34 protein-coding genes and 1 tRNA gene are annotated in these 23223 nt (G+C 50.1%); 26 read left to right on the plus strand and 9 right to left on the minus strand.

Features of this window, described 5'->3' with window-relative positions; translation table 11 throughout:
• The 12 genes from R3I13_RS26030 to R3I13_RS26085 all read left to right on the plus strand — a co-directional run.
• Positions 1-588: hypothetical protein (locus R3I13_RS26030; RefSeq protein ID WP_346320929.1), on the plus strand; the 588-nt coding region annotated here is incomplete at its 5' end.
• A gap of 35 nt (positions 589-623) precedes the next feature.
• Complete coding sequence (locus R3I13_RS26035; RefSeq protein WP_346320930.1) at positions 624-1220, plus strand: ERF family protein; 597 nt, start codon at positions 624-626, stop codon at positions 1218-1220.
• Positions 1217-1774: a hypothetical protein gene (locus tag R3I13_RS26040; protein ID WP_346320931.1), complete on the plus strand. Its 558-nt coding sequence runs from the start codon at positions 1217-1219 to the stop codon at positions 1772-1774. The genes R3I13_RS26035 and R3I13_RS26040 overlap by 4 nt, the downstream gene beginning before the upstream one ends.
• An 18-nt stretch (positions 1775-1792) precedes the next feature.
• Positions 1793-2200: a hypothetical protein gene (locus R3I13_RS26045; RefSeq protein ID WP_346320932.1), complete on the plus strand. Its 408-nt coding sequence runs from the start codon at positions 1793-1795 to the stop codon at positions 2198-2200.
• 3 nt (positions 2201-2203) lie between these two features.
• Positions 2204-2473, plus strand: a complete 270-nt coding sequence (locus tag R3I13_RS26050; RefSeq protein WP_346320933.1) for a hypothetical protein — start codon at positions 2204-2206, stop codon at positions 2471-2473.
• Between the two features lie 4 nt (positions 2474-2477).
• Positions 2478-2729, plus strand: a complete 252-nt coding sequence (locus R3I13_RS26055) for a hypothetical protein (RefSeq protein ID WP_346320934.1) — start codon at positions 2478-2480, stop codon at positions 2727-2729.
• Positions 2730-3174: 445 nt separating this feature from the next.
• Positions 3175-3597 (plus strand): hypothetical protein, encoded by a 423-nt coding sequence (locus tag R3I13_RS26060; protein ID WP_346320935.1) that lies wholly within the window; start codon positions 3175-3177, stop codon positions 3595-3597.
• 28 nt (positions 3598-3625) lie between these two features.
• Complete coding sequence (locus R3I13_RS26065) at positions 3626-4351, plus strand: hypothetical protein (RefSeq protein WP_346320936.1); 726 nt, start codon at positions 3626-3628, stop codon at positions 4349-4351.
• Between the two features lie 43 nt (positions 4352-4394).
• A complete protein-coding gene (locus R3I13_RS26070; protein WP_346320937.1) occupies positions 4395-5324 on the plus strand; it encodes a hypothetical protein in 930 nt (309 codons plus the stop codon).
• On the plus strand, positions 5239-6051 hold the full coding sequence (locus R3I13_RS26075) for a hypothetical protein (protein WP_346320938.1): 813 nt from the start codon (positions 5239-5241) through the stop codon (positions 6049-6051). The genes R3I13_RS26070 and R3I13_RS26075 overlap by 86 nt, the downstream gene beginning before the upstream one ends.
• A gap of 222 nt (positions 6052-6273) precedes the next feature.
• A complete protein-coding gene (locus tag R3I13_RS26080; protein ID WP_346320939.1) occupies positions 6274-6531 on the plus strand; it encodes a helix-turn-helix transcriptional regulator in 258 nt (85 codons plus the stop codon).
• 2 nt (positions 6532-6533) lie between these two features.
• Positions 6534-6950, plus strand: a complete 417-nt coding sequence (locus tag R3I13_RS26085) for a recombination protein NinG (RefSeq protein WP_346320940.1) — start codon at positions 6534-6536, stop codon at positions 6948-6950.
• Positions 6951-6953: 3 nt separating this feature from the next.
• On the opposite strand, the gene R3I13_RS26090 is transcribed toward R3I13_RS26085, so the two are convergent.
• Complete coding sequence (locus R3I13_RS26090; RefSeq protein ID WP_346320941.1) at positions 6954-7208, minus strand: hypothetical protein; 255 nt, start codon at positions 7206-7208, stop codon at positions 6954-6956.
• Positions 7209-7241: 33 nt separating this feature from the next.
• On the opposite strand from R3I13_RS26090, the gene R3I13_RS26095 reads away from it, so the two are divergent.
• From R3I13_RS26095 to R3I13_RS26150, 12 genes are all read left to right on the plus strand, one after another.
• The gene (locus R3I13_RS26095; protein WP_346320942.1) at positions 7242-8219 is read left to right on the plus strand and encodes a phage Gp37/Gp68 family protein; all 978 of its coding nucleotides are present in this window, start codon (positions 7242-7244) and stop codon (positions 8217-8219) included.
• Positions 8216-8626 carry a YopX family protein gene (locus R3I13_RS26100; protein WP_346320943.1) on the plus strand — a complete coding sequence of 137 codons (411 nt, stop codon included), beginning with the start codon at positions 8216-8218 and terminating at the stop codon, positions 8624-8626. The genes R3I13_RS26095 and R3I13_RS26100 overlap by 4 nt, the downstream gene beginning before the upstream one ends.
• Positions 8623-8901, plus strand: a complete 279-nt coding sequence (locus tag R3I13_RS26105) for a hypothetical protein (protein ID WP_346320944.1) — start codon at positions 8623-8625, stop codon at positions 8899-8901. The genes R3I13_RS26100 and R3I13_RS26105 overlap by 4 nt, the downstream gene beginning before the upstream one ends.
• Positions 8898-9176 carry a hypothetical protein gene (locus R3I13_RS26110; protein WP_346320945.1) on the plus strand — a complete coding sequence of 93 codons (279 nt, stop codon included), beginning with the start codon at positions 8898-8900 and terminating at the stop codon, positions 9174-9176. Before R3I13_RS26105 ends, R3I13_RS26110 begins: the two co-directional genes overlap by 4 nt.
• Positions 9177-9182: 6 nt before the next feature.
• The gene (locus R3I13_RS26115) at positions 9183-9446 is read left to right on the plus strand and encodes a hypothetical protein (RefSeq protein WP_346320946.1); all 264 of its coding nucleotides are present in this window, start codon (positions 9183-9185) and stop codon (positions 9444-9446) included.
• 368 nt (positions 9447-9814) lie between these two features.
• Positions 9815-10645, plus strand: coding sequence for a DUF551 domain-containing protein (locus R3I13_RS26120; RefSeq protein WP_346320947.1), 831 nt, complete (start codon positions 9815-9817; stop codon positions 10643-10645).
• 3 nt (positions 10646-10648) lie between these two features.
• Positions 10649-10990 carry a hypothetical protein gene (locus tag R3I13_RS26125; protein ID WP_346320948.1) on the plus strand — a complete coding sequence of 114 codons (342 nt, stop codon included), beginning with the start codon at positions 10649-10651 and terminating at the stop codon, positions 10988-10990.
• Positions 10987-11409: a hypothetical protein gene (locus R3I13_RS26130; RefSeq protein WP_346320949.1), complete on the plus strand. Its 423-nt coding sequence runs from the start codon at positions 10987-10989 to the stop codon at positions 11407-11409. The genes R3I13_RS26125 and R3I13_RS26130 overlap by 4 nt, the downstream gene beginning before the upstream one ends.
• A 33-nt stretch (positions 11410-11442) precedes the next feature.
• The gene (locus R3I13_RS26135; RefSeq protein WP_346320950.1) at positions 11443-11751 is read left to right on the plus strand and encodes a hypothetical protein; all 309 of its coding nucleotides are present in this window, start codon (positions 11443-11445) and stop codon (positions 11749-11751) included.
• Positions 11748-11957, plus strand: coding sequence for a hypothetical protein (locus R3I13_RS26140; protein ID WP_346320951.1), 210 nt, complete (start codon positions 11748-11750; stop codon positions 11955-11957). The genes R3I13_RS26135 and R3I13_RS26140 overlap by 4 nt, the downstream gene beginning before the upstream one ends.
• 2 nt (positions 11958-11959) lie before the next feature.
• Positions 11960-12685, plus strand: a complete 726-nt coding sequence (locus tag R3I13_RS26145) for a hypothetical protein (protein ID WP_346320952.1) — start codon at positions 11960-11962, stop codon at positions 12683-12685.
• A 3-nt stretch (positions 12686-12688) separates the two neighbouring features.
• On the plus strand, positions 12689-12925 hold the full coding sequence (locus tag R3I13_RS26150; protein WP_346320953.1) for a hypothetical protein: 237 nt from the start codon (positions 12689-12691) through the stop codon (positions 12923-12925).
• On the opposite strand, the gene R3I13_RS26155 is transcribed toward R3I13_RS26150, so the two are convergent.
• The 3 genes from R3I13_RS26155 to R3I13_RS26165 form a co-directional block, all read right to left on the minus strand.
• Positions 12915-13979, minus strand: a complete 1065-nt coding sequence (locus R3I13_RS26155) for a site-specific integrase (RefSeq protein ID WP_346320954.1) — start codon at positions 13977-13979, stop codon at positions 12915-12917. The genes R3I13_RS26150 and R3I13_RS26155 overlap by 11 nt on opposite strands.
• A 140-nt stretch (positions 13980-14119) precedes the next feature.
• Positions 14120-14203, minus strand: a tRNA-Leu gene (locus R3I13_RS26160).
• 14 nt (positions 14204-14217) lie between these two features.
• Positions 14218-14553 (minus strand): hypothetical protein, encoded by a 336-nt coding sequence (locus R3I13_RS26165; RefSeq protein ID WP_346320955.1) that lies wholly within the window; start codon positions 14551-14553, stop codon positions 14218-14220.
• A gap of 67 nt (positions 14554-14620) precedes the next feature.
• Here R3I13_RS26165 and R3I13_RS26170 point away from each other — a divergent pair, with 67 nt between their 5' ends.
• Positions 14621-15847, plus strand: coding sequence for an NAD(P)-dependent oxidoreductase (locus R3I13_RS26170; RefSeq protein WP_346320956.1), 1227 nt, complete (start codon positions 14621-14623; stop codon positions 15845-15847).
• Here the strand turns inward: R3I13_RS26170 and R3I13_RS26175 are convergent, their stop codons facing one another.
• From R3I13_RS26175 to R3I13_RS26185, 3 genes are read right to left on the minus strand one after another with little or no spacing between them, the layout of a single operon-like run.
• Positions 15848-16555, minus strand: coding sequence for a methyltransferase (locus tag R3I13_RS26175; RefSeq protein WP_346320957.1), 708 nt, complete (start codon positions 16553-16555; stop codon positions 15848-15850).
• A gap of 22 nt (positions 16556-16577) precedes the next feature.
• The gene (gene tsaD / locus R3I13_RS26180; RefSeq protein ID WP_346320958.1) at positions 16578-17591 is read right to left on the minus strand and encodes a tRNA (adenosine(37)-N6)-threonylcarbamoyltransferase complex transferase subunit TsaD; all 1014 of its coding nucleotides are present in this window, start codon (positions 17589-17591) and stop codon (positions 16578-16580) included.
• Positions 17592-17603: 12 nt separating this feature from the next.
• A complete protein-coding gene (locus R3I13_RS26185; RefSeq protein WP_346320959.1) occupies positions 17604-18857 on the minus strand; it encodes an ABC transporter permease in 1254 nt (417 codons plus the stop codon).
• A 98-nt stretch (positions 18858-18955) separates the two neighbouring features.
• On the opposite strand from R3I13_RS26185, the gene R3I13_RS26190 reads away from it, so the two are divergent.
• On the plus strand, positions 18956-20542 hold the full coding sequence (locus R3I13_RS26190; protein ID WP_346320960.1) for a peptide chain release factor 3: 1587 nt from the start codon (positions 18956-18958) through the stop codon (positions 20540-20542).
• A gap of 176 nt (positions 20543-20718) precedes the next feature.
• On the opposite strand, the gene R3I13_RS26195 is transcribed toward R3I13_RS26190, so the two are convergent.
• Both R3I13_RS26195 and R3I13_RS26200 read right to left on the minus strand, forming a co-directional pair.
• Positions 20719-21072, minus strand: coding sequence for a hypothetical protein (locus R3I13_RS26195; protein WP_346320961.1), 354 nt, complete (start codon positions 21070-21072; stop codon positions 20719-20721).
• A 107-nt stretch (positions 21073-21179) separates the two neighbouring features.
• On the minus strand, positions 21180-23105 hold the full coding sequence (locus R3I13_RS26200) for a menaquinone biosynthesis decarboxylase (RefSeq protein WP_346320962.1): 1926 nt from the start codon (positions 23103-23105) through the stop codon (positions 21180-21182).
• Positions 23106-23223: the final 118 nt, after the last annotated feature.

Raw genomic sequence — 23223 nt, forward strand, 5'->3', positions numbered from 1 at the left:
GACGGCTCCGGCTACGGCGACGGCGACGGCTCCGGCTACGGCTCCGGCTACGGCTACGGCTCCGGCTACGGCGACGGCTCCGGCGACGGCGACGGCTACGGCGACGGCTCCGGCTACGGCCTAACACTTCAATCATATAAGGGCAAAAAGGTCTATTACATTGATGGCATTCCTTGTTACTTCACTGCCATTAAAAAGGCCCAGCCGTTCGCTATGGTGAACGTCATCAACATAACAGACTTATCGATAACTCCTCAGGTTGTTTTCAACTTTAATGGGTGCTTCGCTCACGGTGACACACTTAAAGACGCAAGAAGGGATGCTGAGAATAAATACTATTCTCAGCTAGATGTAACGGAGAGGATTGCAGCGTTCAATTCTACATTCAAACGAGGCATCCAGTACGAATCTAAACTGTTTTACGAATGGCATTCCACCCTTACAGGCTCATGTCAGTCCGGAAAAAATCTGTTTATCAAACAGCAGGGAATTGATCTGGAGGGAAAGATGACCGTTGAGGAGTTCATCTCTATCACTAAAGATCACTTCGGAGGCGAAATTATCAAGCAGCTGGAAACTAAGAACTAACAGCCCAGCAAGAAATTATATCGAAACCTAGAGTTATGGAAACAAAACAGATTCACAAAAGCATGGTAGCGATCATGCGGTCAGTAGAACACATCGGCAAGGACAAAAAGAACCAACAGCAGGGATTCAACTACCGCGGCATAGACGATCTATACAATGCGCTTCACAGTGCCTTCGCCGCGAATGGAGTGATCATTGTCCCTGAGATACTTGATATCCAGAGAGAGGAGCGTACAAGCTCAAAGGGGGGCCTTTTATTGTGGACCATCCAGAAGATTAAGTTCAAGTTTGTCGCCGAAGACGGCAGCTTCATAGAGGCTATCCTTATCGGCGAAGCGATGGACTCTGCGGATAAAGGCACGAACAAGGCCAACAGCGTTGCGTTGAAATACGCACTCATGCAGATGTTCCTAATCCCGACGGAGGAATTGAAGAACCAAGATCCTGACGGAAGTATGCCGGACCCTAAATCTACTTACGAAGTGGAAAAGGACGAATGTATGAGATTAATTGGCTTATCCAAAACCGTCGAAGACCTCTCACAGCTAAAAGAAATGTATCCAGATTTATTCAAAAAAGACGCTGATGTGAAGAAAGCCGGCACTGACAAGTACAACAAATTAAAACAATGATCAGCAACCGCGAACTGTTCCTGCAGCAGTCAGAGCCCATGCAGGAAGAACAATACATAAACGAAATAAACACTATCAATATGCAGCAGCAAGCACTTTCATATATAGGCATGGATATCCTCCCTACAAAGAGTAACATCCAAAAATTGGCTGAAAACCTTGCAGATATTGTAAGAAGTGGCGCAAACGATGCTTTTGAAGTTGTCGCTAAACTCGAAGCAACCAAAAGCTTGTGTGAATCTTCACGCAAACTCATTGAGCCCCTTGTTCGCGAGGAACTTGAAAAATACGGTAAAGAGGGCCTTACCAAGCTGGAAGCGAAGTTTGAGCTGGCTGAGGTAGGGGTTAAATACGACTATTCCAGCGATCCGGTTTGGCAAGCTCTTTCTGAGAAGATAGCTCCTCTCCAAGAGGCCTTGAAAGAACGGGAAAAGCTCCTGAAGGCCATTACAAAGCCACTTATCGAAACGGATCCCGACACGGGAGAAACCTACAAAGTGTTTCCCCCAATCAAAACCTCAACTTCTTCCTTTAAGGTTACCCTCGGCAAATAATCCTAAAACTATTGTTCTATGGAATTAAGAATGAGCGAAATACATGCAATACAGACAGAGTTGGAACAGATCAATGAAAAGATCACATCCGTCCAGTCCATTTCCTTCATGGTAGATCTTGCCGGGCAACTGGCAGCATGGCTGGCCTTTTCTGGTGAGCAAATGGCAATTGCCAAGAAGAAATGGCGCGCTGCTAAAGTAAGGGCATACGACAACTATGCATTCAGCAAAGCCGCCAGCGGGCTGAAAATCACCCCTTCGGTTGCTACTGATTATGCCCAAGCGAGAAGCGGAGACGAAGAATCTGATTACGAGCATTGTGAGAGGGTTAACAAGGCGATCACACACACCCTTGATGTATTGAGGACCTGTATATCTGCCTTAAAAGCTGAACAGTTTGCCTTTCAGTATTCAGGAAACCAATAATTCATGGCGCGGCAACAGGTCAAAGTTATTAAGTGGAAGGTACTTCGCAAGCGGACCGTTCAGGTGAAAGAGTGGGAATCGATAGTTGAAGCGATGAAGGCGGAGAAACTGGGTCACGGCAAAATTTGGAAGGCAATTAAGATGGGACAGGAAATAAACGGGCACATTTTCACTGCGGAGACACACCTGGCACGTAAGGCAAAGAAAAAGAACCAGCCGCTTAAACCAGGATTCTTCGACTATGATACTTGGGCCAAACAGTATAAATATTAAAAGCATGGTAGGACAAACATTCACCAGGACTTTCACAACAAAAGGGCAAAAGGTGACCATCAGCCGGAAGATCACGGGAGAGTACAATCAGTTCGGGCGCCGGCTATATGTACTCCAAGATCCTGAAACGAAATTGAGCATGGAGGCGGTAGCCGATGATTTCGACCGGGAGTTTAAAGTAACGGGCTCCACTCCTTTCATCCACCGGAAGGGCTATAAAGGAAAGCACATTGCCGGAGCTCAAAAAGTATCATGACCCTTACCTGCGACATATTCAGCATGTTCCACCCTGGAGGCAAACCGGTTGTGTACGGGTTAAGGGGTGAAAAAGTCACACTGGTAGCAGAGCATGGGGATGTGCTGATTGTGGAGGGGAAGAAAGGACGATTCTCAGTAATTAAAGACCAAATTCAGGTGTAATGCAGACAGCTATTGACTTCACCACATCATCACCGATCAACGTAGAGCGGATAAAAGGGCAAAACGGCCGGCTATACCGATATCTCTCTGAAGGTAACACGATTACCTGCATGAGCCCAGCTGTCAGAATATTACGGATCGGCTACCTCAACTCCCGTATTTCTGATCTCCGCAACCGGCACCAGTTACAAATTTTTGACCGGACAGTGGAAGTTGAAGATAGCACAGGGGAAAAGGTGCATTGCAAAGAGTATTCAATTTCACCATTCAATCAATAAAATATGGAAAGATTCCTTCATCAAGATTACACGCCTGAAGATCGGGCCAGAATTCTAAGGGACAGCGCGGACTTCACTGAAGAAGATGCGACATATACCCGCACGCTCACACCTGCTGAGCTTGATATTGAACGTGAACAACTGTCTGAAGACTGTATCCTTCGTTCGGAGATAGAGGACGAAAAGAAGACGATCATGAAGCAGTTTAAAAGCCGCCTCGATCCTGTTAACGAAACAATCCAGGAGCGGCTTCAGAAGATCAAAACCAAACAAGAAACAATTTCAGGAGCTCTCCACGGATTCAAAGATCATGACGAGGGAATGGTGTTCTTTTATGACGATAATGGTGAACAGGTTTACTCCCGGCGCCTTCGTCCCTCAGAAGCTCAGAAGACGGTTATGACCGCACTGAGAGAAGCAAAATAAAACCATCACCTTAAATCTCAAATCTAAAATGCCGAAAGAATTAACATTGAACGTTGCCGGCGACCGACTCATTATCGAAGATCGTTCCGGCCAGCTGCCCGAATTACCACCAATTCCGAAGCGATTACAATTCAGCGCTTCGGGTGTTTTAACATCAGTGTATCTATTCCTGGCTCACCGCGAAAAAGATATCGATAAACGTTTCGCTGTAGTTATGGTAGATCGTAAGGCTCTCACCATCGAAGCTCAGACCAACCCCAACAATTCCATAGAAAACGACACAGTTCTGGGAAAGATCGAAGTAAACCCTGAATTAAGGGGTTTCAAAATTAATCAGGTCGGGTCCAACTTCAGCCGGGAAACACTGATGGGCTTCCTGCGGACAAACCGTCAGTATTTCCCCGACAAGGAGGCCCATGGACAACTCCTTTCTACCGTGAAGAATTTAAAGGTAAATGTAAACATCAATGCCAGCCGGACCGAAGATAACCGTGGCAACAAAGCTAATGAATTCGACAAGAAAGTGACTGCAGAAAATGTTCCGGTCAGCACGATCATTGAAATACCAGTCTTTGTTGGGGAGAAGCCAGTTCGCCTCGCTCTGGATATTTGTTACGACACAACTGAACAGAACGTGTTTTTCTGGTTCGAAAGTGCTGAATTGAACGAAGTGATTTATGAAGCTTCCAACGAAAGGATCGAAGCTGAAGTTGGGAAAATTCAGGAATTAGGGTTCCTGGTACTTGAAAAGTAGTATAAGGGAGGCTCAGCCTCCCACTTTTTAAACATGACGACTGATGGCGAGGATCCGAACGATAAAACCGCAATTTTTCAAGAACGAAGATATAGCCGAACTATCTGCCATGACCAGGCTCCTTTTTATCGGGTTGTGGACACAGGCAGATCGAGACGGCAGACTGGAAGACCGGCCAAAGCGACTCAAAGCTGAAATTTTTCCCTACGAGAACTATGACATCGAAAAAGGATTGAACGAACTGCAAAGCGCGGGGTTCATCATCAGGTACAAGGTTAATGTGAATGCCTCCGGCAGGGTATTAGCCCCAGAGCAGCCTGTAACAGAATTGGCGCTTGTTCAAATAGTCACTTTTTCGAAACACCAGCGGTTCACCGGGAAAGAAGCAGCCGAAGAGAGTATTTATCCGCCACCACACATAGGGGAAGTAAATGTGAAACACTGGGAAGCAACTGGGAAGCAACTGGGAACCCAGGAAGGGAATAAGGAAGGGAATGGAGATAAAGGAAGGGAAAGGGAAACTGTCCCTGAACTTTCTGGAAACTCTCCACCGGTAAAAACAGAAAATCCGGCTCCGCAAACTGAGGGCGCCGCGGCCGAACTCCCGATTCGTCACTTAGTTCCGCTGATGCTGGAAACCTGGCTGGCAAAGCTACCAGACTATCCCCAGGATTCAGAGAAGGACAACCAGGCATTGGGAGGATTGTCCAGGTTCATCGCAAAAGTGAAAAAGGAGCCCTACGAGCCTGACAATAGCAAGTGTGTGGATACAATCCTCACCAGTTGGTCTAAAGTGGCTGAATTCGTCTCTAAAGACGATTTCTACAAATCTTTCAGCCTTCACCAGGTTGAAAGGCACATTCAGAACATTTTACAACGAATGAAAAATGGAAGAAGTAAAACGGGAACAGAAAATCAAAAGCCTACAGGAGTTGCTGTACCCAGTGGTCCAAGAACTTACGGCAGGCTATGAATTGACCGACGAAGAAAAAGCCTTGGCCTTGAAGGAAGCACTGGAGAAGAAAAAACGACTCCTCGACCACGAGGCGGAAGCTGAACGGCGACGGCAATGGGAAATTCGGATGCAAACTCCGTTCACTTCCAGGGAGCTTGCCCTCTACGTTGAGTGGAGAGCGGAAAGAAAGGGGCTAAAGTTCGACCTGGACGAGCACAATGAAGAGGTCTTCAAGCAGCTGTGCCAGTACTTCACTGAAAATCCAGCCTTCGAAAAGGATGGTTTCTCCCTGAAAAAAGGAATTATGCTGTGCGGGCCGGTCGGAACAGGAAAAACCACCATGATGAGCCTGTTCACGGGAAATCAAAAGCAATCCTTTACTGTAGTCAGCTGCAGGAAAATGGCGGATCAGTTCAAAACTGCCGGCGAAGAGCTGCTTCACATCTGGTCCCGTCCACTCAGCACTCCCAGCTCCGCGGATAACTTTTACCAGAAACAACTGGGGGTGTGTTTTGACGACCTGGGTACGGAGGGTATAAAGAAGAACTTCGGAGATACGGTGAATGTTATGCAAGATCTCATTTTGAACCGGTACGACAACGCATCCACGCCGCATCATTTCACGCATCTGACTACAAACCTGACTGCTGAAGAGATAGGTGAATATTACGGAGAGCGTGTTCGTAGCAGGATGAGGGAAATGTTTAACCTGATAACCTTGTCCGGAGAGGACAGAAGAGTATGAGTCAAAAGGACTTCAAAAAAATAGTCGGCGCCAACCTGCGGGCCCTACGAACGAAAAAAGGGTGGAACCAAAAGGTAGCTGGAGAGAGAACGGGAATTTCGGCAAAAACTTACCAAGCGTACGAAAATGGAAGAGTATCACCTCCCCTCTCGGCCCTTGTGAGGCTGGCTGAGTTCTACGGCATCACGGTAAACGATTTATTGACAGAAAACTTTGTAAAGAATGAAGATTAAAGGGAAGCAAGATTTTTTGAAAATGCTCGCCTGTAACCTGCTCTTCCTCCGGGAAACAAAAGGGTTAAGCATGCAGAAGCTTTGCGATGAAATGGAGATCAACAAATCCAACTACGCGAAGTGGGAAGAAGGTATTTGCGCTCCGCGATACGGCCCGATGCTCACAATTGCGAGATTTTACGGAGTGACAGTAGATGATCTGTTGACGAGATACTTGAGTTACGGAACAGCTGTTAAAGTGGCATGAGCATGGAACTATCAGCAAAACAAATTAAGCAATACGAAAAGAAAGGGATTCAGGACCTGGTAAAGCTGGCGACGAAACACTTCAATACCTATATCCGAAAACGGGACGACCAGGGCGGTTATTTTACCTGCATTTCCTGCGGTGAGACTAAGGGCCTAAGCCAGATGAACGCCGGCCACTTTTTCTCCGCGGGCCACTGCGCTGCCCTGCGCTTCAACGAGGATAACGTCCATGGACAGTGTGTTCCCTGTAACATGCACCTTCATGGAAATCTGATCCGGTACCGGGAAGGCCTTGTGAAAAAGATCGGCGAGGATAAGGTGAAGTTGCTGGAGTCGTTGTCAAGGACTGTGCATCGGTGGGACCGGATTGGGTTGATTTATACGATTGAATTCTATAAAGCAAAACCGACACGATAGGAATCACTTTGAAGTTGATACTACGCTTATTCGTTTTCCCTCCGCTACTTCAGTAATCGCGGCATGAACTACGGCCTTTAATTCCTCATCATTCGGAAAATCGGTCGCGAAATAATACTGAATGTTTTCAATAGGGCCGCTTTGGTAGTATATCATTACTGATTTTGTGAGATTGAGGCGCGGATATTTTTGTTTGTAGTCTAATGAGATTTTTTCAAATAAGGGTGAAAGCGAAGGTTTAATGAATGCAGGCATCATAACGTATAGGTTTTATTAAAAATACCAAAAGATATGCAAAACAGCAAAATAGAATGGACAGATCACACATTCAACCCCTGGCATGGGTGCATGAAGGTGTCGGAAGGCTGTAAAAACTGCTATGCCGAAACCTTGGACAACCGGTGGAAGGGCGGACACTGGGGCCCGGGAAGTCCTCGGAAGCAAATGAGCGAAGCATACTGGCGCCAGCCCCTGAAGTGGAACGCTGCTGCAGAGAAAGCAGGCAAAATGGCTAAAGTCTTCTGTGCATCAATGGCCGATGTGTTCGAAGGGCACCCCGACACCCTGCCACACCTGAAGCGGCTGTTCATCCTTATTGAAAACACTCCCCACCTCATCTGGCAGTTGCTTACCAAGCGGCCGGAGAATATCCTTCCCTTAATTCCCGAACGATGGGGAGGCCGCCTTCCGGATAACGTATGGATAGGCACCAGTGTAGAGAACCAAGCTGCCGCTGACACACGAATACCGCATCTTCTCCAAGTGCCGGCCAGGGTACGATTCCTTTCGATGGAGCCGCTACTTGGGCCATTAACCCTCCGCCGGCAGGCTCAATCGAGCGACGAAATTATACGGGCGACTCTTGCTGGCGCAATTGAGGATTACAGCAGACCTGTTGAAGCTGGAATTGATTGGGTAATTGTCGGCGGTGAATCAGGTCCTCATGCGCGGCCGATGCATCCGGATTGGGTGAGAGGTATCCGTGATCAGTGTGCTGCTGCGGGAGTAGCGTTCTTCTTTAAGCAATGGGGGGAGTGGGCTCCTGTTGACTTTTGGGGAAGTGAACCTGGTAAAATCTGGTGCAATGAGCGAGGGATAGCCATCGATAGCGACATAGAACCGCGGCAGATGCAGTGTTTCGGGCAAAGGGTTCAAGCCTTTAAGAAATTGGGAAAGAAGACTGCCGGCCGCCTTCTGGACGGCAGTGAATACAGCGAATTCCCTTCATCACTCACCGCCGAAGACGCGAATAAAAGACTGAAAGCATGAAAAGGGAAATAAAATTCAGGGGAGATCGAACAGACAACATCTCATGGGTCTATGGATTCTATAATGGAGGAGATTACCCATTGATCGACGACAAAACGACCAGAGACGGAGGTGCTGTGGACGTAAATCCGGAAACAGTCGGGCAATTCACCGGATTGAAGGACAAGTCAGGGACCGAAATCTATGAAGGTGATATTCTGCATGATTCTGAGGAAACCTACGAAGTGATTTTCGGTGAATATCACTTGGACGGCTTCATTCACACAGGCTTCTTCACCCGGCATGTAACCGCAGGATATGTCGGTCCGATGGATCGAACAGACGCACTTGTGGTAAAAGTCATTGGCAACATCCACCAACACCCTCACCTTTTAAACGGAGACCGGGCCGTTACCGGAGAGAAATGAATAAAAACGAGTTGAAATTTCGTGCCATTGGTATAATGGCCGATCGCAACAAGGACGTTAGGCTGTCAAATACTCTGACAGAGTGCAGGAGCGTAAAAGCTGGCAGCATCTTGTCATTCGGCGTTGATGACGCAACAGGGCATCTGATAAGAAAGCAAATGGTGGGACTGCCGCAAACCCACATCGTCGTTTGCATGGTGATTGATGCTGCAGAACTGGACAAAACCATGAAGGAAATAACAACCGCACCGGCTACGGAAACCGGCGACCAATGAGCAAAGGAAACAATCATAACACGCCCGCCCCCGGCACGCATGCATTTGACAGGAGGAGCGCCGAAGGTTTTGCCTCATGGGGAAGATCGTTTTCGATCAACATATTCCGTTGGGATAAAAAAGCAATCGGGAAGGGCGTAAAGCCGTCGAAATGTATCGTTCGGATCCTTTCGGTGGCTAAACACAAGGAACGAGCGTTTTCTGAAGCCGACAAAATAGTCCGAATGCTCGACAACGGCGAATGGGACGGGAGAAAAACAGTATCGGTAAAATAGCTAATCATGAGCGAGAACAAAACATACGACCAGCGCGTCCGCGAGATAACGAAAAAAATGGCAAAAGTTTATAATCCTGGCTCTTGGTTGGGAGAAGACGAATTTTTACTAAAAATATATGAACCGTCTGCCAGAATTGCAGTTGATCTTATGGCTGAAGAAGTCCAGTTTGCTATGAATCCTGCGTGGTCTAAGAGTGAGAAGACACAATATCTTTTGTTACGCGGCCTTATCCCCACCCCTGAACGGAAGGAGGCCGGAGAGGTATGAAAGCGAAGCCGCCGAAGATTCCCATGGCCGCACTGCGTGACTTCTATCGTATACGGGCGATTGTAGAAAGGATGATGGCAATTTATGCAATGGATGTGAATAATCCATCGCGGTTTGATAGAGTTAAGGAACAAAGTGAGGAGGCAAGAGAAATTTGTTCAAAGTGGATAAATGGCAATCCGCCCAAGGATTTTTAATTAAACCCGCCGGGGGACACCGGCAACTGAAATTATGTACGTATACATTCAAAGCGAACCAGGATTGTGGACAGTAGGCTTTTACACGCCCTCTGGTGAATGGATGCCCGATTCAGATCACAACGACCGGGAAGAAGCGGCACAACGTGTTCACTATTTAAACGGAGGAAAATGAGCAACGAACAAAAACAGCCGCAGGAAGGCAAGCTGACGGCGGAGGAAAATATTAAATACGCCTTTGGTAAATGGTTCAAGGGAAAAGAGCCAATCTCATTCACAGTCGATTCATGGAACGCCTATTGTGCCGGATTTGAATACGCCGCCCAGCAAACCGCTGATAAGGATATGCGGATAAAGGAACTGGAAAGTATAAAGAAAGCATACCTTAATCAATTAGGTAGACAAGAAGAAGAGCTGGAAATATACAGGGTTTCTAATTGGGTGGTAGAGAAGGGCAAAAAGGATGCCGAATTAACCGCGCTCCGGGCGGAACTGGATGCTGCTTTGCAAGATCATAAAGATGCCTGTCTATCAATTGTAGAATTAACAAAAGAACTGGAAGCCGTGAAGAAGGAGAATGAAGAATGGAAAGCGCGCAATCTGGAATACTCTTACCAGGTAGCCGTAAAATCATGCGCTATTCTTCAGGACCAGCTGGCGGAGATAACGAGCCAGAGGGATGAACTTTCGGCAATGCTGGAAAAGGTAATGCCATATTTCTCCGGAGGGGCCTTTTTAGAGAATGAAGCAAGGCAACTCCTTTCCCGCCTGTCATCCGGGGAGACGAAGCCGGTAAGCCCGTGGATCAGCATAGAGGAAAGGTTGCCAGAACCATACACGGAAGTATACGGTGGATCATTCGATGAAGACGATGATTTCGGCCAAACCATATGCTGGCATACAGGTGATCATTGGGAAGGAACAGAAATTACTGTCGATTCACTGATCACTCATTGGGCCCCTAAGCTTTCCCCTCCCGAATCTTTAACCGATAAAAAGTAAAGAATGATACCTGTTTATTTTGAAGGCTCCACAGAGATAAAGAAGCCGGCGGACATGACCGACGAGCAATGCACCAGCATTTGGGCAAAGTTCGGCTTCGAAACCATCAAGGCGATATGTCTTCGGCCCGAGATCGTCCCACACATCCCCGCAGAGGCTTTTAGCGGAATTGACGAAGACGGATACCAGTACTTCCTGACTGCCTGGAAACCATCCTACGAGGATCTCCAGCTCCTCAATCGGGGTGAGCCCATTTTCGTTAAGACGATTTCCAGCGGTTTGCCGCCGATGGCGCTGTTCACGGCGGAAACTACACAGCCGGAAGGAGGCGGAGAACAGCCATGAAATTGTTCCAATCCAAAAAGGTGATTTACGGCTGCGAGACCCGCGGGGATGCTCATTTGCCGTACCTGACCAGGTACACGCTGATCGAAGCCAAGAACTGGCAGCTATGCCTTCACGTTTTCCACCGGTCTGACTGGACGGACGACCTTCACGACCACCCGTGGAATTTTGTCTCCCTCCTTCTCTGGCGGGGCTACATAGAAGAAACTCCGTTGGGCGGCAAAAAGAGGTATTACCCTGGCGCTATCTTGTACCGACCAGCTGATCACATCCACCGGGTAGAGCTGGTCAACAAAAAGAGGGCGGTCACTCTGGTGTGGATGGGCAAACGCCGCCGGGAATGGGGATTCTGGCGATTCACAGGGAAGTACGGGTGGTTTACAAAATGGCAGGAATATTTTATCAAGAAAAAATGTTAAACCGGCCCGGCGGTAATGGGCAAAAGCAAAGCTATGGGATGGATCAAAGAGGCCAATAAACTCGGGAAATATATCAACACCTGGAAAGGGTTTCGGTTTTATTGCACAGTTGAGCCAACGTCTACCGAAAGCATTATTGAACGAGACGGGGAGCAATGGCTTAGGACTGAATTTACCGAAGGTGAATATGTGGCTATCGATAAAACAGGTATGGAGTTCCGTGGTAAAGATAAAGTCGCCATGTGTTTTAAAATCGATTTCGAATTATCTCGGAGGTATTTCGAGAAAAAGGAAGGGGTGCCTATAGTTATCGGGCCGTGTGATAAAAATTCACATCAATGAGTTTAAATGAAGACAAAGTTTTTACAAAAAACGAAGCAGTTTCCCTGATGCATCGGAATACAGCACGGTCACTCCGAATGATTGCCGATCATATTGGCAAACAGGGTTTGTCCGGTAATGAAGTCCAGGCTCTCCTCATTGAGTTTGCAGATGAGTTGGAAGCCCAAGCCGTAGTAGTAGATCTCAGGGATGCATTAAAAATATGATTATGAACCGACACGAACAACCAGCAAAGCCCATATCATTCAGCCCGGCCATGGTCGAGGCGATAAATAAGGGGAGGAAGAACCAGACAAGGCGTATAATTTCCCCTCAGTCTATGGTAAACGATAGTGGGGGGCTTGTCTGGGGAAATGCGCCTAAAGCTAAAACAAAGGAAATAATTAAAGGATTGCCCGAATATTTCGGACTTAAAGAATATTGTCAATACGGCAAACCCGGCGACCTCCTCTGGGTCCGAGAGGAACACCTTATTACCCGAGAGGAAGGAGGATACTGGCGTTGCGAATTTAAAGACGGAACAATCACGTGGCATCACACGAGGGATTTACCAGCAGAGACGGTAGACCGCCTCCGGGCCCGGAAGTCACTGGGAAAATGGCAGCGCGCCCGCTTCCTGCCCAGGTATTTCGCCCGAACGTATCTGAAGGTTACCGATATCCGAGTGGAGCGCCTGCAGGATATCTGCGAAGAGGATGCCAAGGCCGAAGGGTTCGCCTGTATATCAAAAGACGATGGAAGGACTTGGAAGTATGGAATACCAGACCATGATGGGTTTCCGGGAGACGGGCACGGAACTGGCTGGCCTTGGGCCAAATGGGAGGTGGACCCACGGACCGCCTTCCGCACCCTCTGGGAGTCCATCAACGGCCCGAGGAGTTGGGAGGCGCCTCAGTGGGTTTGGGTGGTAAAGTTTGAACGAGTTAACCAGTAGAGAATGAAACAGGAAGAAAAATTGGCCATGAAGGCAATTTCAATGTGCTTCAGACCTTATCTGAAACCAGAAGAGGCATACATATACACAAACCTGGAACGAACACGGTTCCAGACAAGATGTGAGGAGTTTGGTATCTATAAGAATGCAGCAGGATACTACAAGCGGGAGGACCTCGACGAAATGATGAGCGGCGCACCATCCCGCTTGCTAGAGAAAGCAAAGCAAATCAAAACGTAGGCAGTTTCCCTGAGGCGGCCTTCACGTCCTTCGCTTTAACCCTTTTACGATAAGTCTGTAAAACGTGCTTTGCTGTCTTGTGGCCTAAAAAAGACGCTACCGTTTCCACATCCACGCCCTCATCAATGAGAATATCAGACACAGAATGACGAAGGCAATGCCAGGTAATATGCTTATCTATCTGGCAATCCTTTACCCACTTTTTCAACACTTTATTCGCTCCATCCTGTGAGGGGAGAGCGAAAACCAGATCGTTAGGGACCTTCTTATCTCCAATGATCGCCCGAACAACTGGGTGAAGTGGAATTTCTAACGGAACACCAGTTTTGTTCTGCTTTTTCAATAAGATAGTGGTATCGCGTATCTGCCACCATTGTAATACAGAAACATCCGACCAACGAAGGCCGGTATACATCGATGTGATAGCGGCTTTCTTCACCTCATGGTTGGAGCATGGTAATTTCAAAAGTTGCCCATATTCCTCTCGGCTCAGCACGTCCTTCACTCCACTGGGATGTCCTTTTACCTTTATATCCTCCGTCGGATTAACGCGAAAATACCCTTCTTTTGTCGCAGCTCTCACCATTCTCTTGAAACGCATGAAATAGTCAGCTGGGGTCTCTCCGGTCAGATTATCCAGAAGGTATTGGCGGAATCTTTCACATAGGTTTTCGGTAATATCTGCCGGTGGAATGCTATCTTTCCCTATGAACTTTCTGAATGCGGTCAAGCTGCAGGATAGGCTCCTGTTTCCCGGCCTTTCGTTGTTCTTCACAAACTCCCCATAATATTCAATAAAATTGGGCTTGAATTTATGTGTTGGTATATAGCCGGAGCCTGTAGCCTGTTGCTCCAGGGAGGCCTGAGATTTTTTTATCTCCAGGATCGACATTGCCTCCTTATTATGTGCGCGTTCGATCGATGTCTTCGGCTTAGCATACACGAATATTCCAGTAGCCTTTCTTCCGCCTGTAGCGCGGGCGCCATAATCCAAATAATACCATATCTTCGTTTTATCACGTGAAACCTTACTGAACAGTGAAACGTTACTCATAATGTGTAAGTCAAATTGTGGGTCAATTATGGGTCAAAATATACGGTAATTTCTGGTAAAATGGGGTAAAATTAGTCAACTTGAAGAAACGAAAAACCCCGAAAACACTGGATAATCAAGCATTTACGGGGTTTAATCAGTGCCCAGAACAGGAATCGAACCTGCACTCCGTTGCCGAAACAAGATTTTGAGTCTAGCGCGTCTACCAGTTCCGCCATCTGGGCAATCGCTTCTCAGGCTATGAAACCTGATCGCGGGATGCAAATGTAGATAATCTCTCTATAATCCGCAAACAATATTTTTGCTTCACATAGTACTCCTTCAACAGTATAACCTGCGCCGGCGTGGCTTTGCCCCGGGCGTAGACCTTGATGTCCTCCGCCACTTCCAGGAAATGCCGCGCCATCAGGCCGCTCACCTGTTGCCCGAACTGCTCCCGCTCCTCCGACGAGGCCGCCATTTCCAGCTCCAGCAAGCGCTCGTTCAAAGCGAGCATTTCCATCTTAAACAGTTCCGGCAAGGGGTATTGTTCTCCCGGCGCCAGTATTCCTTTCAATTGATCCAGGTATTCCATCTTATTTTGCTAAAATGCAAATTTACAGTAATGTTGCAGCATTCGTTGACTTACCCGAAAAACAATCATGGCAGAACTACACATAGGGCTCATCAGGGAAGAAAAAATACCGCAGGACAACCGCGTTGCATTCACCCCGCTGCAATGCCAATGGATCATGAACAACTACCCGGACGTACAGATCACCGTTCAGCCTTCCCCGCACCGCTGCTACAAAGACGATGAATACGCTGCCGCAGGCATTCCCCTGGCGGAAGACCTCTCCCATTGCAACATCCTGCTGGGCATTAAAGAAGTGCCGGTAGACAGGCTCATCCCGCATAAAACCTACCTCTTCTTTTCCCATACCAAAAAGCTGCAACCGCAGAACCAGGCCATGTTCAAAGCGATCGTAGACAAAGGCATCACGCTCATCGATTATGAATGCCTGGTACATGCAGACGGGCAGCGCATCCTGGGCTTCGGTTTCTTTGCGGGCGTAGTGGGCGCGCACAACGGATTGTTGGAATACGGCCGCCGCACCGGCCTGTTCGATTTCAAACGCGTGCACGAATGCCACGATTTCCAGGAGCTGATCACCCATTACTTTGGGGTAAAACTGCCGCCCGTTAAGATCGTCGCTACCGGCTCCGGCAGGGTGACCGCCGGCATACTGGAAGTGATGGGCCTGCTCGGCATCAAATACATCCCGCCGGAAGAATACCTCATCAACAGCTACGAATACCCGGTATACACCCAGCTGAAAGCCGGGGAACTGTACCTGCGCAGAACGGATAAGACCTACAGCCGCGAAGACTTTCACGCCCATCCCGAACTCTACGACTGCAAGTTCCTCCCCTATGTTACCTGCAGCGACATTCTCATGAACGGCATTTACTGGGACAAAAAGATCGAACCGCTGTTCACCTGGGAAGACCTTGCCAAGGAAAACTTCCGCATCAAAGTGATCGCAGACATTACAGACGACCAGAACGGCTCCATCCCCTGCAACCTGGGAGACGCTACCATCGAAGCCCCGGTATACGGCGTGAACCGCCTTTCCCGCGAAAGGACCGAGCCTTACGAAGACGGCTCCGTGACCATGATGGCCGTCGGCAACCTGCCCAACGAGCTGCCGCGCGACGCTTCGCAGTTCTTCGGTGACCACCTCATGAAATACATCTTCGACGACCTGCTGAAAGGCGGCAGCGAAATGATCGAAAAGGCCACCATTACAGAAGGCGGGCAGCTCACTAAAAGGTATGCGTATATGGAAGAGTATGCCAAGGGCCCGAAACCCGCGGTTGTGGAGTAATTACAGGTACAAATAATAATCTTTCAGCAAAGCCGTGAATTCCGGCGTGTATTGCACTCCGGCGCCCTGTATGGTCAGTTCGCGCACATGCGTCTCCCCTCCCCGGCCGAATATACCGATCGAACGGAAAAAGCCATAGCCGGGCCTTTGCCGCACGTCCAGTAATTCCTGCAAAATATAGCCGGCCGCTTCGGCCATTTCCCTGAAACGCTGAAACCCTTCATACGGCAGCAATACGGAGTACCGCCCGTCCGGCGTGAGCAAACGGCGGATGGCGTTCAGCAGCGCGGTGTAGTCCAGCGTAGTGGCGTGCATGGCGGCGTTCCGGCGGCTGTCCGGGCCTTTAAGATCGTTTTCGTAAAAGGGCGGATTGGTGATGATGAAAGGATAAGGCGCTGGAGGCGCATAGGTTTGCACATCCTGGTGCAGGGCATGCAAGCGGCTGTGCCAGGGAGAGGCTTTGAAGTTCTCTTCCGCCTGCCTGAAGGCGGATCCATCCAGCTCCAGCGCATCGATCACTGCATGGCTTTGCTGGGCCAGCATGAGGCTGAGCAGCCCGGTACCCGCGCCAATGTCGAGGATGCGCGGTTCCTGCTTTATGAAGGCGGCTGTAAAAGCGCCCTGGACGCAGGCATCCGTGCATACTTTCATGGCGCTGCCCGCCTGCTGTACGGTGAATTGCTTGAACCGGAAATAGCTGTTGCCCATGTGCGTTGAAATACGTTGCCGCCTATATGGCTGAAAAAGCCGCCCGGGCCGTAGGCACGGTATCCAGCGGGCTAAACTCGCCTGCGAGGTATTTGTAATGCGCGGTGATGGCTATCATCGCCGCGTTATCCGTACAATATTCGAATTTGGGAATGTATACGTTCCAGCCATGCTGCGCGCCATAGGTTTCCAGCGCTTTGCGCAGGCCGGAGTTGGCGCTCACGCCGCCGGCTATGCAGATCTCGCTGATGCCGGTTTCTTTGGAAGCCTTCACCAGCTTGTTCATCAGTATGGTCACGATGCGGTGCTGGATGGATGCGCAGATGTCCGCCATGTTCGCCGCAGCAAAATCGGCCTGCTTCGCCTGGTTTTCCTGTAGAAAATAAAGGATCGCGGTCTTCAGTCCTGAAAAGCTGAAGTTCAGCCCCGGTATCTGCGGTTCGGGAAAACGGAAACGTTCGGGATTGCCTTCCCGCGCATGTTTATCTACCAGCGGCCCGCCGGGATAAGGCAGCCCCAGCAGCTTGGCGCTTTTGTCGAAAGCCTCGCCTGCGGCATCGTCTGTCGTTTCGCCGATCACGGTCATTTTCAGCGGGCTTTCGCACAACACGATCTGGGTATGCCCGCCTGAAACGGTGAGGCAGAGGCATGGGAACTGCGGTTTGGGATCGTCAATGAAATTGGCCAGCACATGGGCCTGCATGTGATGCACGCCGATGAGCGGCAGGTCCAGCGCCAGCGCCAGCGATTTGGCAAAGCAGCTGCCCACCAGCAAAGATCCGATCAGGCCGGGGCTTTGTGTGAATGCAACGGCGCTGAGGTCGGTCAGTTGCAGGCCTGCTTTTTTGAGGGCAAGGTCCACCACGGGCACGATATTCTCCTGGTGCGCGCGGGAAGCGAGTTCCGGCACCACCCCGCCGTACTGTTCGTGCACGGCCTGGCCCGCAATGATATTGGATAACATTTTCCCGTCCGCGATCACGGCAGCGCCGGTATCGTCGCAGGAAGATTCGATAGCTAAGATATTGACCGCCATAGGGCCGCAAAGTTACGAATTGCTGCGTATTGCAACTACAGGATCCAGCCGGCTCGCGAAAAAAGCCGGTATGAAGCCTGCGATAACGCCTACAATGGCAGATACTGAAAGCCCCAGGATAATATTTCCGGTAGACATAGCGATTTCGAAGCTGGAAAACATGTTTTTGGCAATCAAAGTCCCGATGAATACAAAAAGTAACCCTAATCCTCCTCCAATGAGGGATAACAAAACAGATTCAATCAGAAATTCCATCAGAATTATGCCCGGACGGGCTCCTATGGCTTTTTTGAGCCCAATGATGCTGGTTCTTTCCTTTACGCTTACGAACATAATATTAGCAATACCAAAAGACCCGACGAATAATGAAAAAATAGCGATCAACCATCCTCCTAAGTTGATGCTGCCGAAAACGCTTTCCAGCTCTTTCTGGGCAGTTGTGATCTCGTTCAGCGCAAAATCGTTCTCCTGCGTGGGTTTCAGCCGGTGAATGGCCCGCATGGCGCCGATAAGGTCGTCTTTCAGCTGGCCTACGGCAACGCCAGGCTTGGCTTTTACCATGAACCAGGGATCGGCAAAGCGCCGTTCGTCTATGATCGTCCTGGCGTAAGTATAAGGCAGCAACATGGTATTGTCGTTGATCACGCCTCCCATCAGGCTCTCGCCTTTCCGCTTCAGCACGCCGATCACCCGCGTATTCCTGCCCGCGATCCTCACTACTTTACCAATGGCGGCTTCGGGGGTGAAGAACAGGCCTTCCCAGATATTGGCGCCCAGCACCACAACATTAGAGCCGTTGGTGAGTTCGGTAGGACTAAAATACCGCCCAGCGGAAAGCTCCACCGGCTGCATCTTTTCAAGATCGGCTGTGGTCGCCAGCATTTCCACGTTTTCCATATAATCGGAGCCGAACTCTACCTTGCGGCCACCGGAGTTGAACAGGAAAGTGACCACTTCCGCAGATTGCACCTTTTCTTTGATGGCCCGCAGCTCGGAGTATTTGGGCTCCGGGCGGTTCATATACCGCCACCATTCCCCATCGCCGTCCCATGGCCATTTTTGCACGAATATCACGTTGGTGCCCAGCGAGTTCAGGTCTTTCCGGATATTGGACTCCATGCTACCCGTCACGGTCAGCACCGCGATAATGCAAAAGATGCCGATGGTAATGCCCAGTAAGGAAAGGAAGGTACGGAGCTTGTTCACCCGCAGCTCCTGCAGGGCCATTTTGAAGCTGCTCCAAAGAATTTTAAGGGTAGATAGCATGAGCCAAATTTAGCATATTATATAATGCGGCGGATGGCATTATGACTAATGGCAAGTATCCCCTGTTTTCGGAGAAAAATGTACCTTTGCAGCCATTTATGACAAAATATCTTAACGAGATCAGCAAAAGGAAATCCTTTGCCATCATTGCCCACCCTGACGCGGGTAAAACCACCCTCACGGAGAAATTCCTCCTGTTCGGCGGCGCTATCCAGACGGCGGGCGCGGTAAAGTCCAACAAGATCAAGAAACATACAACCTCCGACTTCATGGAGATAGAACGGCAGCGCGGCATCTCCGTGGCCACCTCCGTGATGACCTTCGAATACCGCGACATCCTCGTGAACCTGCTGGACACCCCCGGCCACAAAGACTTCGCGGAAGATACTTACCGTACCCTCACGGCGGTAGACAGCGTGGTGCTGGTGATCGACTGTGTGAAAGGGGTGGAAGAGCAAACCAAAAAGCTCATGGAAGTGTGCCGCATGCGCGATACGCCCGTGATCATTTTCGTGAACAAGCTGGACCGCGACGGTAAAAATCCTTTCGACCTGCTGGATGAACTGGAAGAACTGCTCAACATCCGCGTGCGCCCGCTCAGCTGGCCGATCAGCGGCGGCAAGGATTTCAAAGGGGTGTATAACCTTTACGACAAAAGCTTCGTATCGTTCGCGGCCAACCGCAAAGCGACAGACGACGATATCGTACCTCTCCCCGACCTCAGCAGCCCGCAGGTAGACGAACTTTTCAACACACAGGATGCAGCGCAGCTTCGCAATGATGTGGAGCTGATAGAAGGCGTGTACGACGAATTCGATAAACAACCTTACCTGGAAGGCAAGCTGGCGCCCGTATTCTTCGGCAGCGCCGTGAACAACTTCGGGGTAAAAGACCTGCTGGATACCTTCGTGGAGATCGCGCCCACGCCGCGCAACCGCGAGTCCAGCACCCGCGAGGTGAAAGTGGAGGAAGATAAATTCTCCGGCTTCGTGTTCAAGATCCACGCCAACCTCGACCCCCGCCACCGCGACCGTATCGCGTTCCTGCGCGTATGTTCCGGCAAGTTTGAGCGGAATAAATTCTATCATCACGTGCGCCTGGATAAAGATGTGCGTTTTGCCAACCCCTACAGCTTCCTGGCGCGTGAAAAGAATATCGTGGACGATGCGTTCCCCGGTGATGTGGTGGGCCTGTTCGATACCGGCAACTTCAAGATCGGCGATACGCTGACCGAAGGCGAGAACTTCTATTTCACCGGCATCCCGAGCTTTTCCCCGGAACTGTTCAAGGAACTGGTGAACAAGGACCCGATGAAGACCAAACAGCTGGAAAAAGGCATCTCCCAGCTGACGGACGAAGGCGTTGCCCAGCTGTTCACCCAGCACAACGGCAACCGCAAGATCATCGGCTGCGTGGGCGACCTGCAGTTTGAAGTGATCCAGTACCGCCTGCTGCAGGAGTACGGCGCTTCCTGCCAGTTCAATACCCTTCCCTTCTACAAAGCCTGCTGGATCACGGGGCCGAAACAAAAGCTGGAAGAATTCATCCGCTTCAAAGGCGCCAACGTAGTGTACGATAAAGACGGGCACCTGGTATACCTCGCGCAAAGCGAATGGTACCTGAACACGGAAAGGGCCAACAACCCGGAGATCGAATTCCATTTCACTTCAGAGATCCATAAATAAAAGTTACACGGTCATATAAAAGAACGGCGCCTTGAACAAGGCGCCGTTTTCATGTACGACCAACTCAATTATTGTAAAGCTCGGCTATTTGCGCGAGCCACAAATGTAGTGCGGCCGTACTCCAATCATTTATGAATTCGGTAAATGAATTTACGCAATGCGGAAAAAGAATGTTGTCAGTATTCACTAAAATCGTAGTAAGAAATGCCGGTACCACCGCCGGATTCCGCCACCTGGACGTAGGTATTGGCATTATCCACGGCATTTACATAGACCGGTGTTGAGGGCGTAAGAAACCCGTACCCGTTCGCGGAATATACCGTGTAGCTGCCGGAAGAGACATACAAATAATTGCCGGACCAGCTCAAGCCCGGTACGGGACCGCTGCCGAAGGCATACGTGAAATTCCAGGCAAAATTGGGCGCGGGCAAAGCTGGTGCAGTATCAGTTTTTTTGAGACCGGAAGTTGCGTTCATGCTAAAGCCGCAGCTGAGAAGGATCACAGCGATCAAAAGGGTTCGTTTTGACATAAGATACATTTTTAGAGGGTTAATGTGGGTTCAACGCTCTAAAAATAGCCCAACTTCCTTTAATCATCTCGCCGATTCGTATCATCCTGTAGCCATTTTGTATCATTTTACAGGTCTACCACGGCGCCCTGTCCATAGATCTGTTGTTTGTACTTCAGCGAAGGCGAGGGCAAAAACGCTCCCAGCCCCAGCTTACTCCATTTTTCATCGACGGCTTTAATGGTCGCATCGTCTGCCACGATGATATTCGGCCAGTCGCGCTGGAAATCGTCCAGCTCTTTGGTTTTGATCGTGCCATCCAGCCCCATGCAAGCCGTTACCTTATGCGCATTGCGGGATGAGGGGCGTTCGGCCAGGAAGTTGTCGCGCTTGGGGTCCAGGTTGTTGCAGAAGCGCCAGAGCGCGGAGGGCAGATCGGCGGGATCTACCGTATGCTCTACGTACAGGATCATTTTGATCCCTTCCATCCCGGGTTGCGCGTATACCTGCGGGTGCAGTTCCCGCAGGTGATTGCGGCGGTTCTTTTCCACCGCTATCACGACGCAGGGAATGTCCATCTTCAGCAGCGTGGCATTCACGGCTTTGATCTCGGGGAACGCGGCCTGCAGCGCAGCGATGTTCACCTCCGGCGCAAACGGCGCTGTGTCGAAGCGGTCGTCCGTTTCTTCGGGGAGGCGGGCGGTGCCGTCTATGCACATTTTACCGCCGAAGCCCATGCGCGAGCAGGAATGATCCAGCACGTCCATCGGGCCCTGGCTGAAATACACGTCTGTAGCGGGGTTCAGGTGCCTGAATGCATATTGTGCAAGGGATCTGTAGTCGTTGATGCGTGTGCCGGTGTCTGTAACGGCGAGTATCTTGTTGAACATCATCTGACCGGCGCCCCACATGGCGTTCATCACTTTCTGCGCCTGGCCGGGGTAGTCTTTTTGTATCTGCGCGATCACGAGGTTGTGGAACACGCCTTCCACCGGCATTTCCATGTCCACGATCTCCGGCACCAGCGTCATTTTGATCGGCGCCAGGAATATCCTTTCCGTCGCTTTCCCGATCCATGCGTCTTCCTGTGGCGGAATGCCCACGATGGTGGAAGGATACACGGCGTCTTTGCGGTGGGTGATGGCGGTAACATGGAAGCGCGGATACCAGTCTGCCAGCGAATAATAGCCGGTATGATCGCCGAAAGGCCCTTCCCAGATGAGGTCTTCACCGGGCTCTACATATCCTTCTATCACGAAGTCCGCATCGGCTGGCACTTCCAGCTCAGGCTGGGAAATACATTTTACCAGCTCCACTTTCTTTTTGCGGAGAAAACCGGCCAGCATGTATTCGTCCACATTCTCGGGGAGCGGCGCGGTGGCGGAATAGGTGTACACCGGGTCGCCGCCGAGAATAACGGCTACGGGCATGCGTTTGCCGAGCTTTTTATATTCGGAGAAATGTTTGGCGGATACTTTATGCTTGTGCCAGTGCATGCCGGTCATGTCTTTTTCGAACACCTGCATGCGGTACATGCCTACGTTGCGGCTTTGGGTATGCGGGTCTTTGGTATGGATAACGGGCAGGGTGATGAAAGGCCCGCCGTCCTGCGGCCAGCAGGTCATGACCGGCAGTTTGCCCAGGTCGGGGCTTGCCATTACCACTTCCTGGCAGGCGCCGCGGCCGGACACCACTTTGGGCATCCAGGAGGCGAACTGGCTGAGCTTAGGCAGCATGGCGAGTTTATCGAGGATGCTTTCTTTGGGTTTGGAAAGCATTTTAAAAAGCCCTTCTATTTCAGACGCCACATCGTCCAGCTCCTGCACGCCGAGCGCCATGCACATGCGGCGGTAGCTGCCCATGGAATTGATCAGCACGGGAAAATCGTAGCCGGTGTTTTCGAACAGCAGGGCTTTGCCGCCGTCCGGGGATTTGCTGATGCGGTCCGTGACCTCCGCTATTTCGAGATGCGGATTGACATATTCTTTGATCCTGACCAGTTCTCCCGCTTTGTCCAGCGTATCGATAAAATGCCTGAGGTGCTTAAATGCCATGAGTTTGCAGCTTTCGTTTCAATGGGCAAAAGTACGTTGGTTACGGGGAATAAAAAAAAGGCCCCGTTTTAAACGGAGCCTTTTCAGCTATGGGGCCATCCCAGGTTCTACCTGTTAC

Origin of the sequence: Chitinophaga sp. YIM B06452 (assembly GCF_039655965.1) — a bacterium.
Taxonomy (GTDB): Bacteria; Bacteroidota; Bacteroidia; order Chitinophagales; family Chitinophagaceae; genus Chitinophaga.

Excerpts from the sequence above, each read along its gene's own strand:
- R3I13_RS26035 (WP_346320930.1), top strand. The coding sequence starts at position 624 with ATGGAAACAAAACAGATTCACAAAAGCATGGTAGCGATCATGCGGTCA.
- R3I13_RS26040 (WP_346320931.1), top strand. The coding sequence starts at position 1,217 with ATGATCAGCAACCGCGAACTGTTCCTGCAGCAGTCAGAGCCCATGCAG.
- R3I13_RS26045 (WP_346320932.1), top strand. The coding sequence starts at position 1,793 with ATGGAATTAAGAATGAGCGAAATACATGCAATACAGACAGAGTTGGAA.
- R3I13_RS26050 (WP_346320933.1), top strand. The coding sequence starts at position 2,204 with ATGGCGCGGCAACAGGTCAAAGTTATTAAGTGGAAGGTACTTCGCAAG.
- R3I13_RS26055 (WP_346320934.1), top strand. The coding sequence starts at position 2,478 with ATGGTAGGACAAACATTCACCAGGACTTTCACAACAAAAGGGCAAAAG.
- R3I13_RS26060 (WP_346320935.1), top strand. The coding sequence starts at position 3,175 with ATGGAAAGATTCCTTCATCAAGATTACACGCCTGAAGATCGGGCCAGA.
- R3I13_RS26065 (WP_346320936.1), top strand. The coding sequence starts at position 3,626 with ATGCCGAAAGAATTAACATTGAACGTTGCCGGCGACCGACTCATTATC.
- R3I13_RS26070 (WP_346320937.1), top strand. The coding sequence starts at position 4,395 with ATGGCGAGGATCCGAACGATAAAACCGCAATTTTTCAAGAACGAAGAT.
- R3I13_RS26075 (WP_346320938.1), top strand. The coding sequence starts at position 5,239 with ATGGAAGAAGTAAAACGGGAACAGAAAATCAAAAGCCTACAGGAGTTG.
- R3I13_RS26080 (WP_346320939.1), top strand. The coding sequence starts at position 6,274 with ATGAAGATTAAAGGGAAGCAAGATTTTTTGAAAATGCTCGCCTGTAAC.
- R3I13_RS26085 (WP_346320940.1), top strand. The coding sequence starts at position 6,534 with ATGGAACTATCAGCAAAACAAATTAAGCAATACGAAAAGAAAGGGATT.
- R3I13_RS26090 (WP_346320941.1), bottom strand. The coding sequence starts at position 7,208 with ATGATGCCTGCATTCATTAAACCTTCGCTTTCACCCTTATTTGAAAAA.
- R3I13_RS26095 (WP_346320942.1), top strand. The coding sequence starts at position 7,242 with ATGCAAAACAGCAAAATAGAATGGACAGATCACACATTCAACCCCTGG.
- R3I13_RS26100 (WP_346320943.1), top strand. The coding sequence starts at position 8,216 with ATGAAAAGGGAAATAAAATTCAGGGGAGATCGAACAGACAACATCTCA.
- R3I13_RS26105 (WP_346320944.1), top strand. The coding sequence starts at position 8,623 with ATGAATAAAAACGAGTTGAAATTTCGTGCCATTGGTATAATGGCCGAT.
- R3I13_RS26110 (WP_346320945.1), top strand. The coding sequence starts at position 8,898 with ATGAGCAAAGGAAACAATCATAACACGCCCGCCCCCGGCACGCATGCA.
- R3I13_RS26115 (WP_346320946.1), top strand. The coding sequence starts at position 9,183 with ATGAGCGAGAACAAAACATACGACCAGCGCGTCCGCGAGATAACGAAA.
- R3I13_RS26120 (WP_346320947.1), top strand. The coding sequence starts at position 9,815 with ATGAGCAACGAACAAAAACAGCCGCAGGAAGGCAAGCTGACGGCGGAG.
- R3I13_RS26125 (WP_346320948.1), top strand. The coding sequence starts at position 10,649 with ATGATACCTGTTTATTTTGAAGGCTCCACAGAGATAAAGAAGCCGGCG.
- R3I13_RS26130 (WP_346320949.1), top strand. The coding sequence starts at position 10,987 with ATGAAATTGTTCCAATCCAAAAAGGTGATTTACGGCTGCGAGACCCGC.
- R3I13_RS26135 (WP_346320950.1), top strand. The coding sequence starts at position 11,443 with ATGGGATGGATCAAAGAGGCCAATAAACTCGGGAAATATATCAACACC.
- R3I13_RS26140 (WP_346320951.1), top strand. The coding sequence starts at position 11,748 with ATGAGTTTAAATGAAGACAAAGTTTTTACAAAAAACGAAGCAGTTTCC.
- R3I13_RS26145 (WP_346320952.1), top strand. The coding sequence starts at position 11,960 with ATGAACCGACACGAACAACCAGCAAAGCCCATATCATTCAGCCCGGCC.
- R3I13_RS26150 (WP_346320953.1), top strand. The coding sequence starts at position 12,689 with ATGAAACAGGAAGAAAAATTGGCCATGAAGGCAATTTCAATGTGCTTC.
- R3I13_RS26155 (WP_346320954.1), bottom strand. The coding sequence starts at position 13,979 with ATGAGTAACGTTTCACTGTTCAGTAAGGTTTCACGTGATAAAACGAAG.
- R3I13_RS26165 (WP_346320955.1), bottom strand. The coding sequence starts at position 14,553 with ATGGAATACCTGGATCAATTGAAAGGAATACTGGCGCCGGGAGAACAA.
- R3I13_RS26170 (WP_346320956.1), top strand. The coding sequence starts at position 14,621 with ATGGCAGAACTACACATAGGGCTCATCAGGGAAGAAAAAATACCGCAG.
- R3I13_RS26175 (WP_346320957.1), bottom strand. The coding sequence starts at position 16,555 with ATGGGCAACAGCTATTTCCGGTTCAAGCAATTCACCGTACAGCAGGCG.
- tsaD (WP_346320958.1), bottom strand. The coding sequence starts at position 17,591 with ATGGCGGTCAATATCTTAGCTATCGAATCTTCCTGCGACGATACCGGC.
- R3I13_RS26185 (WP_346320959.1), bottom strand. The coding sequence starts at position 18,857 with ATGCTATCTACCCTTAAAATTCTTTGGAGCAGCTTCAAAATGGCCCTG.
- R3I13_RS26190 (WP_346320960.1), top strand. The coding sequence starts at position 18,956 with ATGACAAAATATCTTAACGAGATCAGCAAAAGGAAATCCTTTGCCATC.
- R3I13_RS26195 (WP_346320961.1), bottom strand. The coding sequence starts at position 21,072 with ATGTCAAAACGAACCCTTTTGATCGCTGTGATCCTTCTCAGCTGCGGC.
- R3I13_RS26200 (WP_346320962.1), bottom strand. The coding sequence starts at position 23,105 with ATGGCATTTAAGCACCTCAGGCATTTTATCGATACGCTGGACAAAGCG.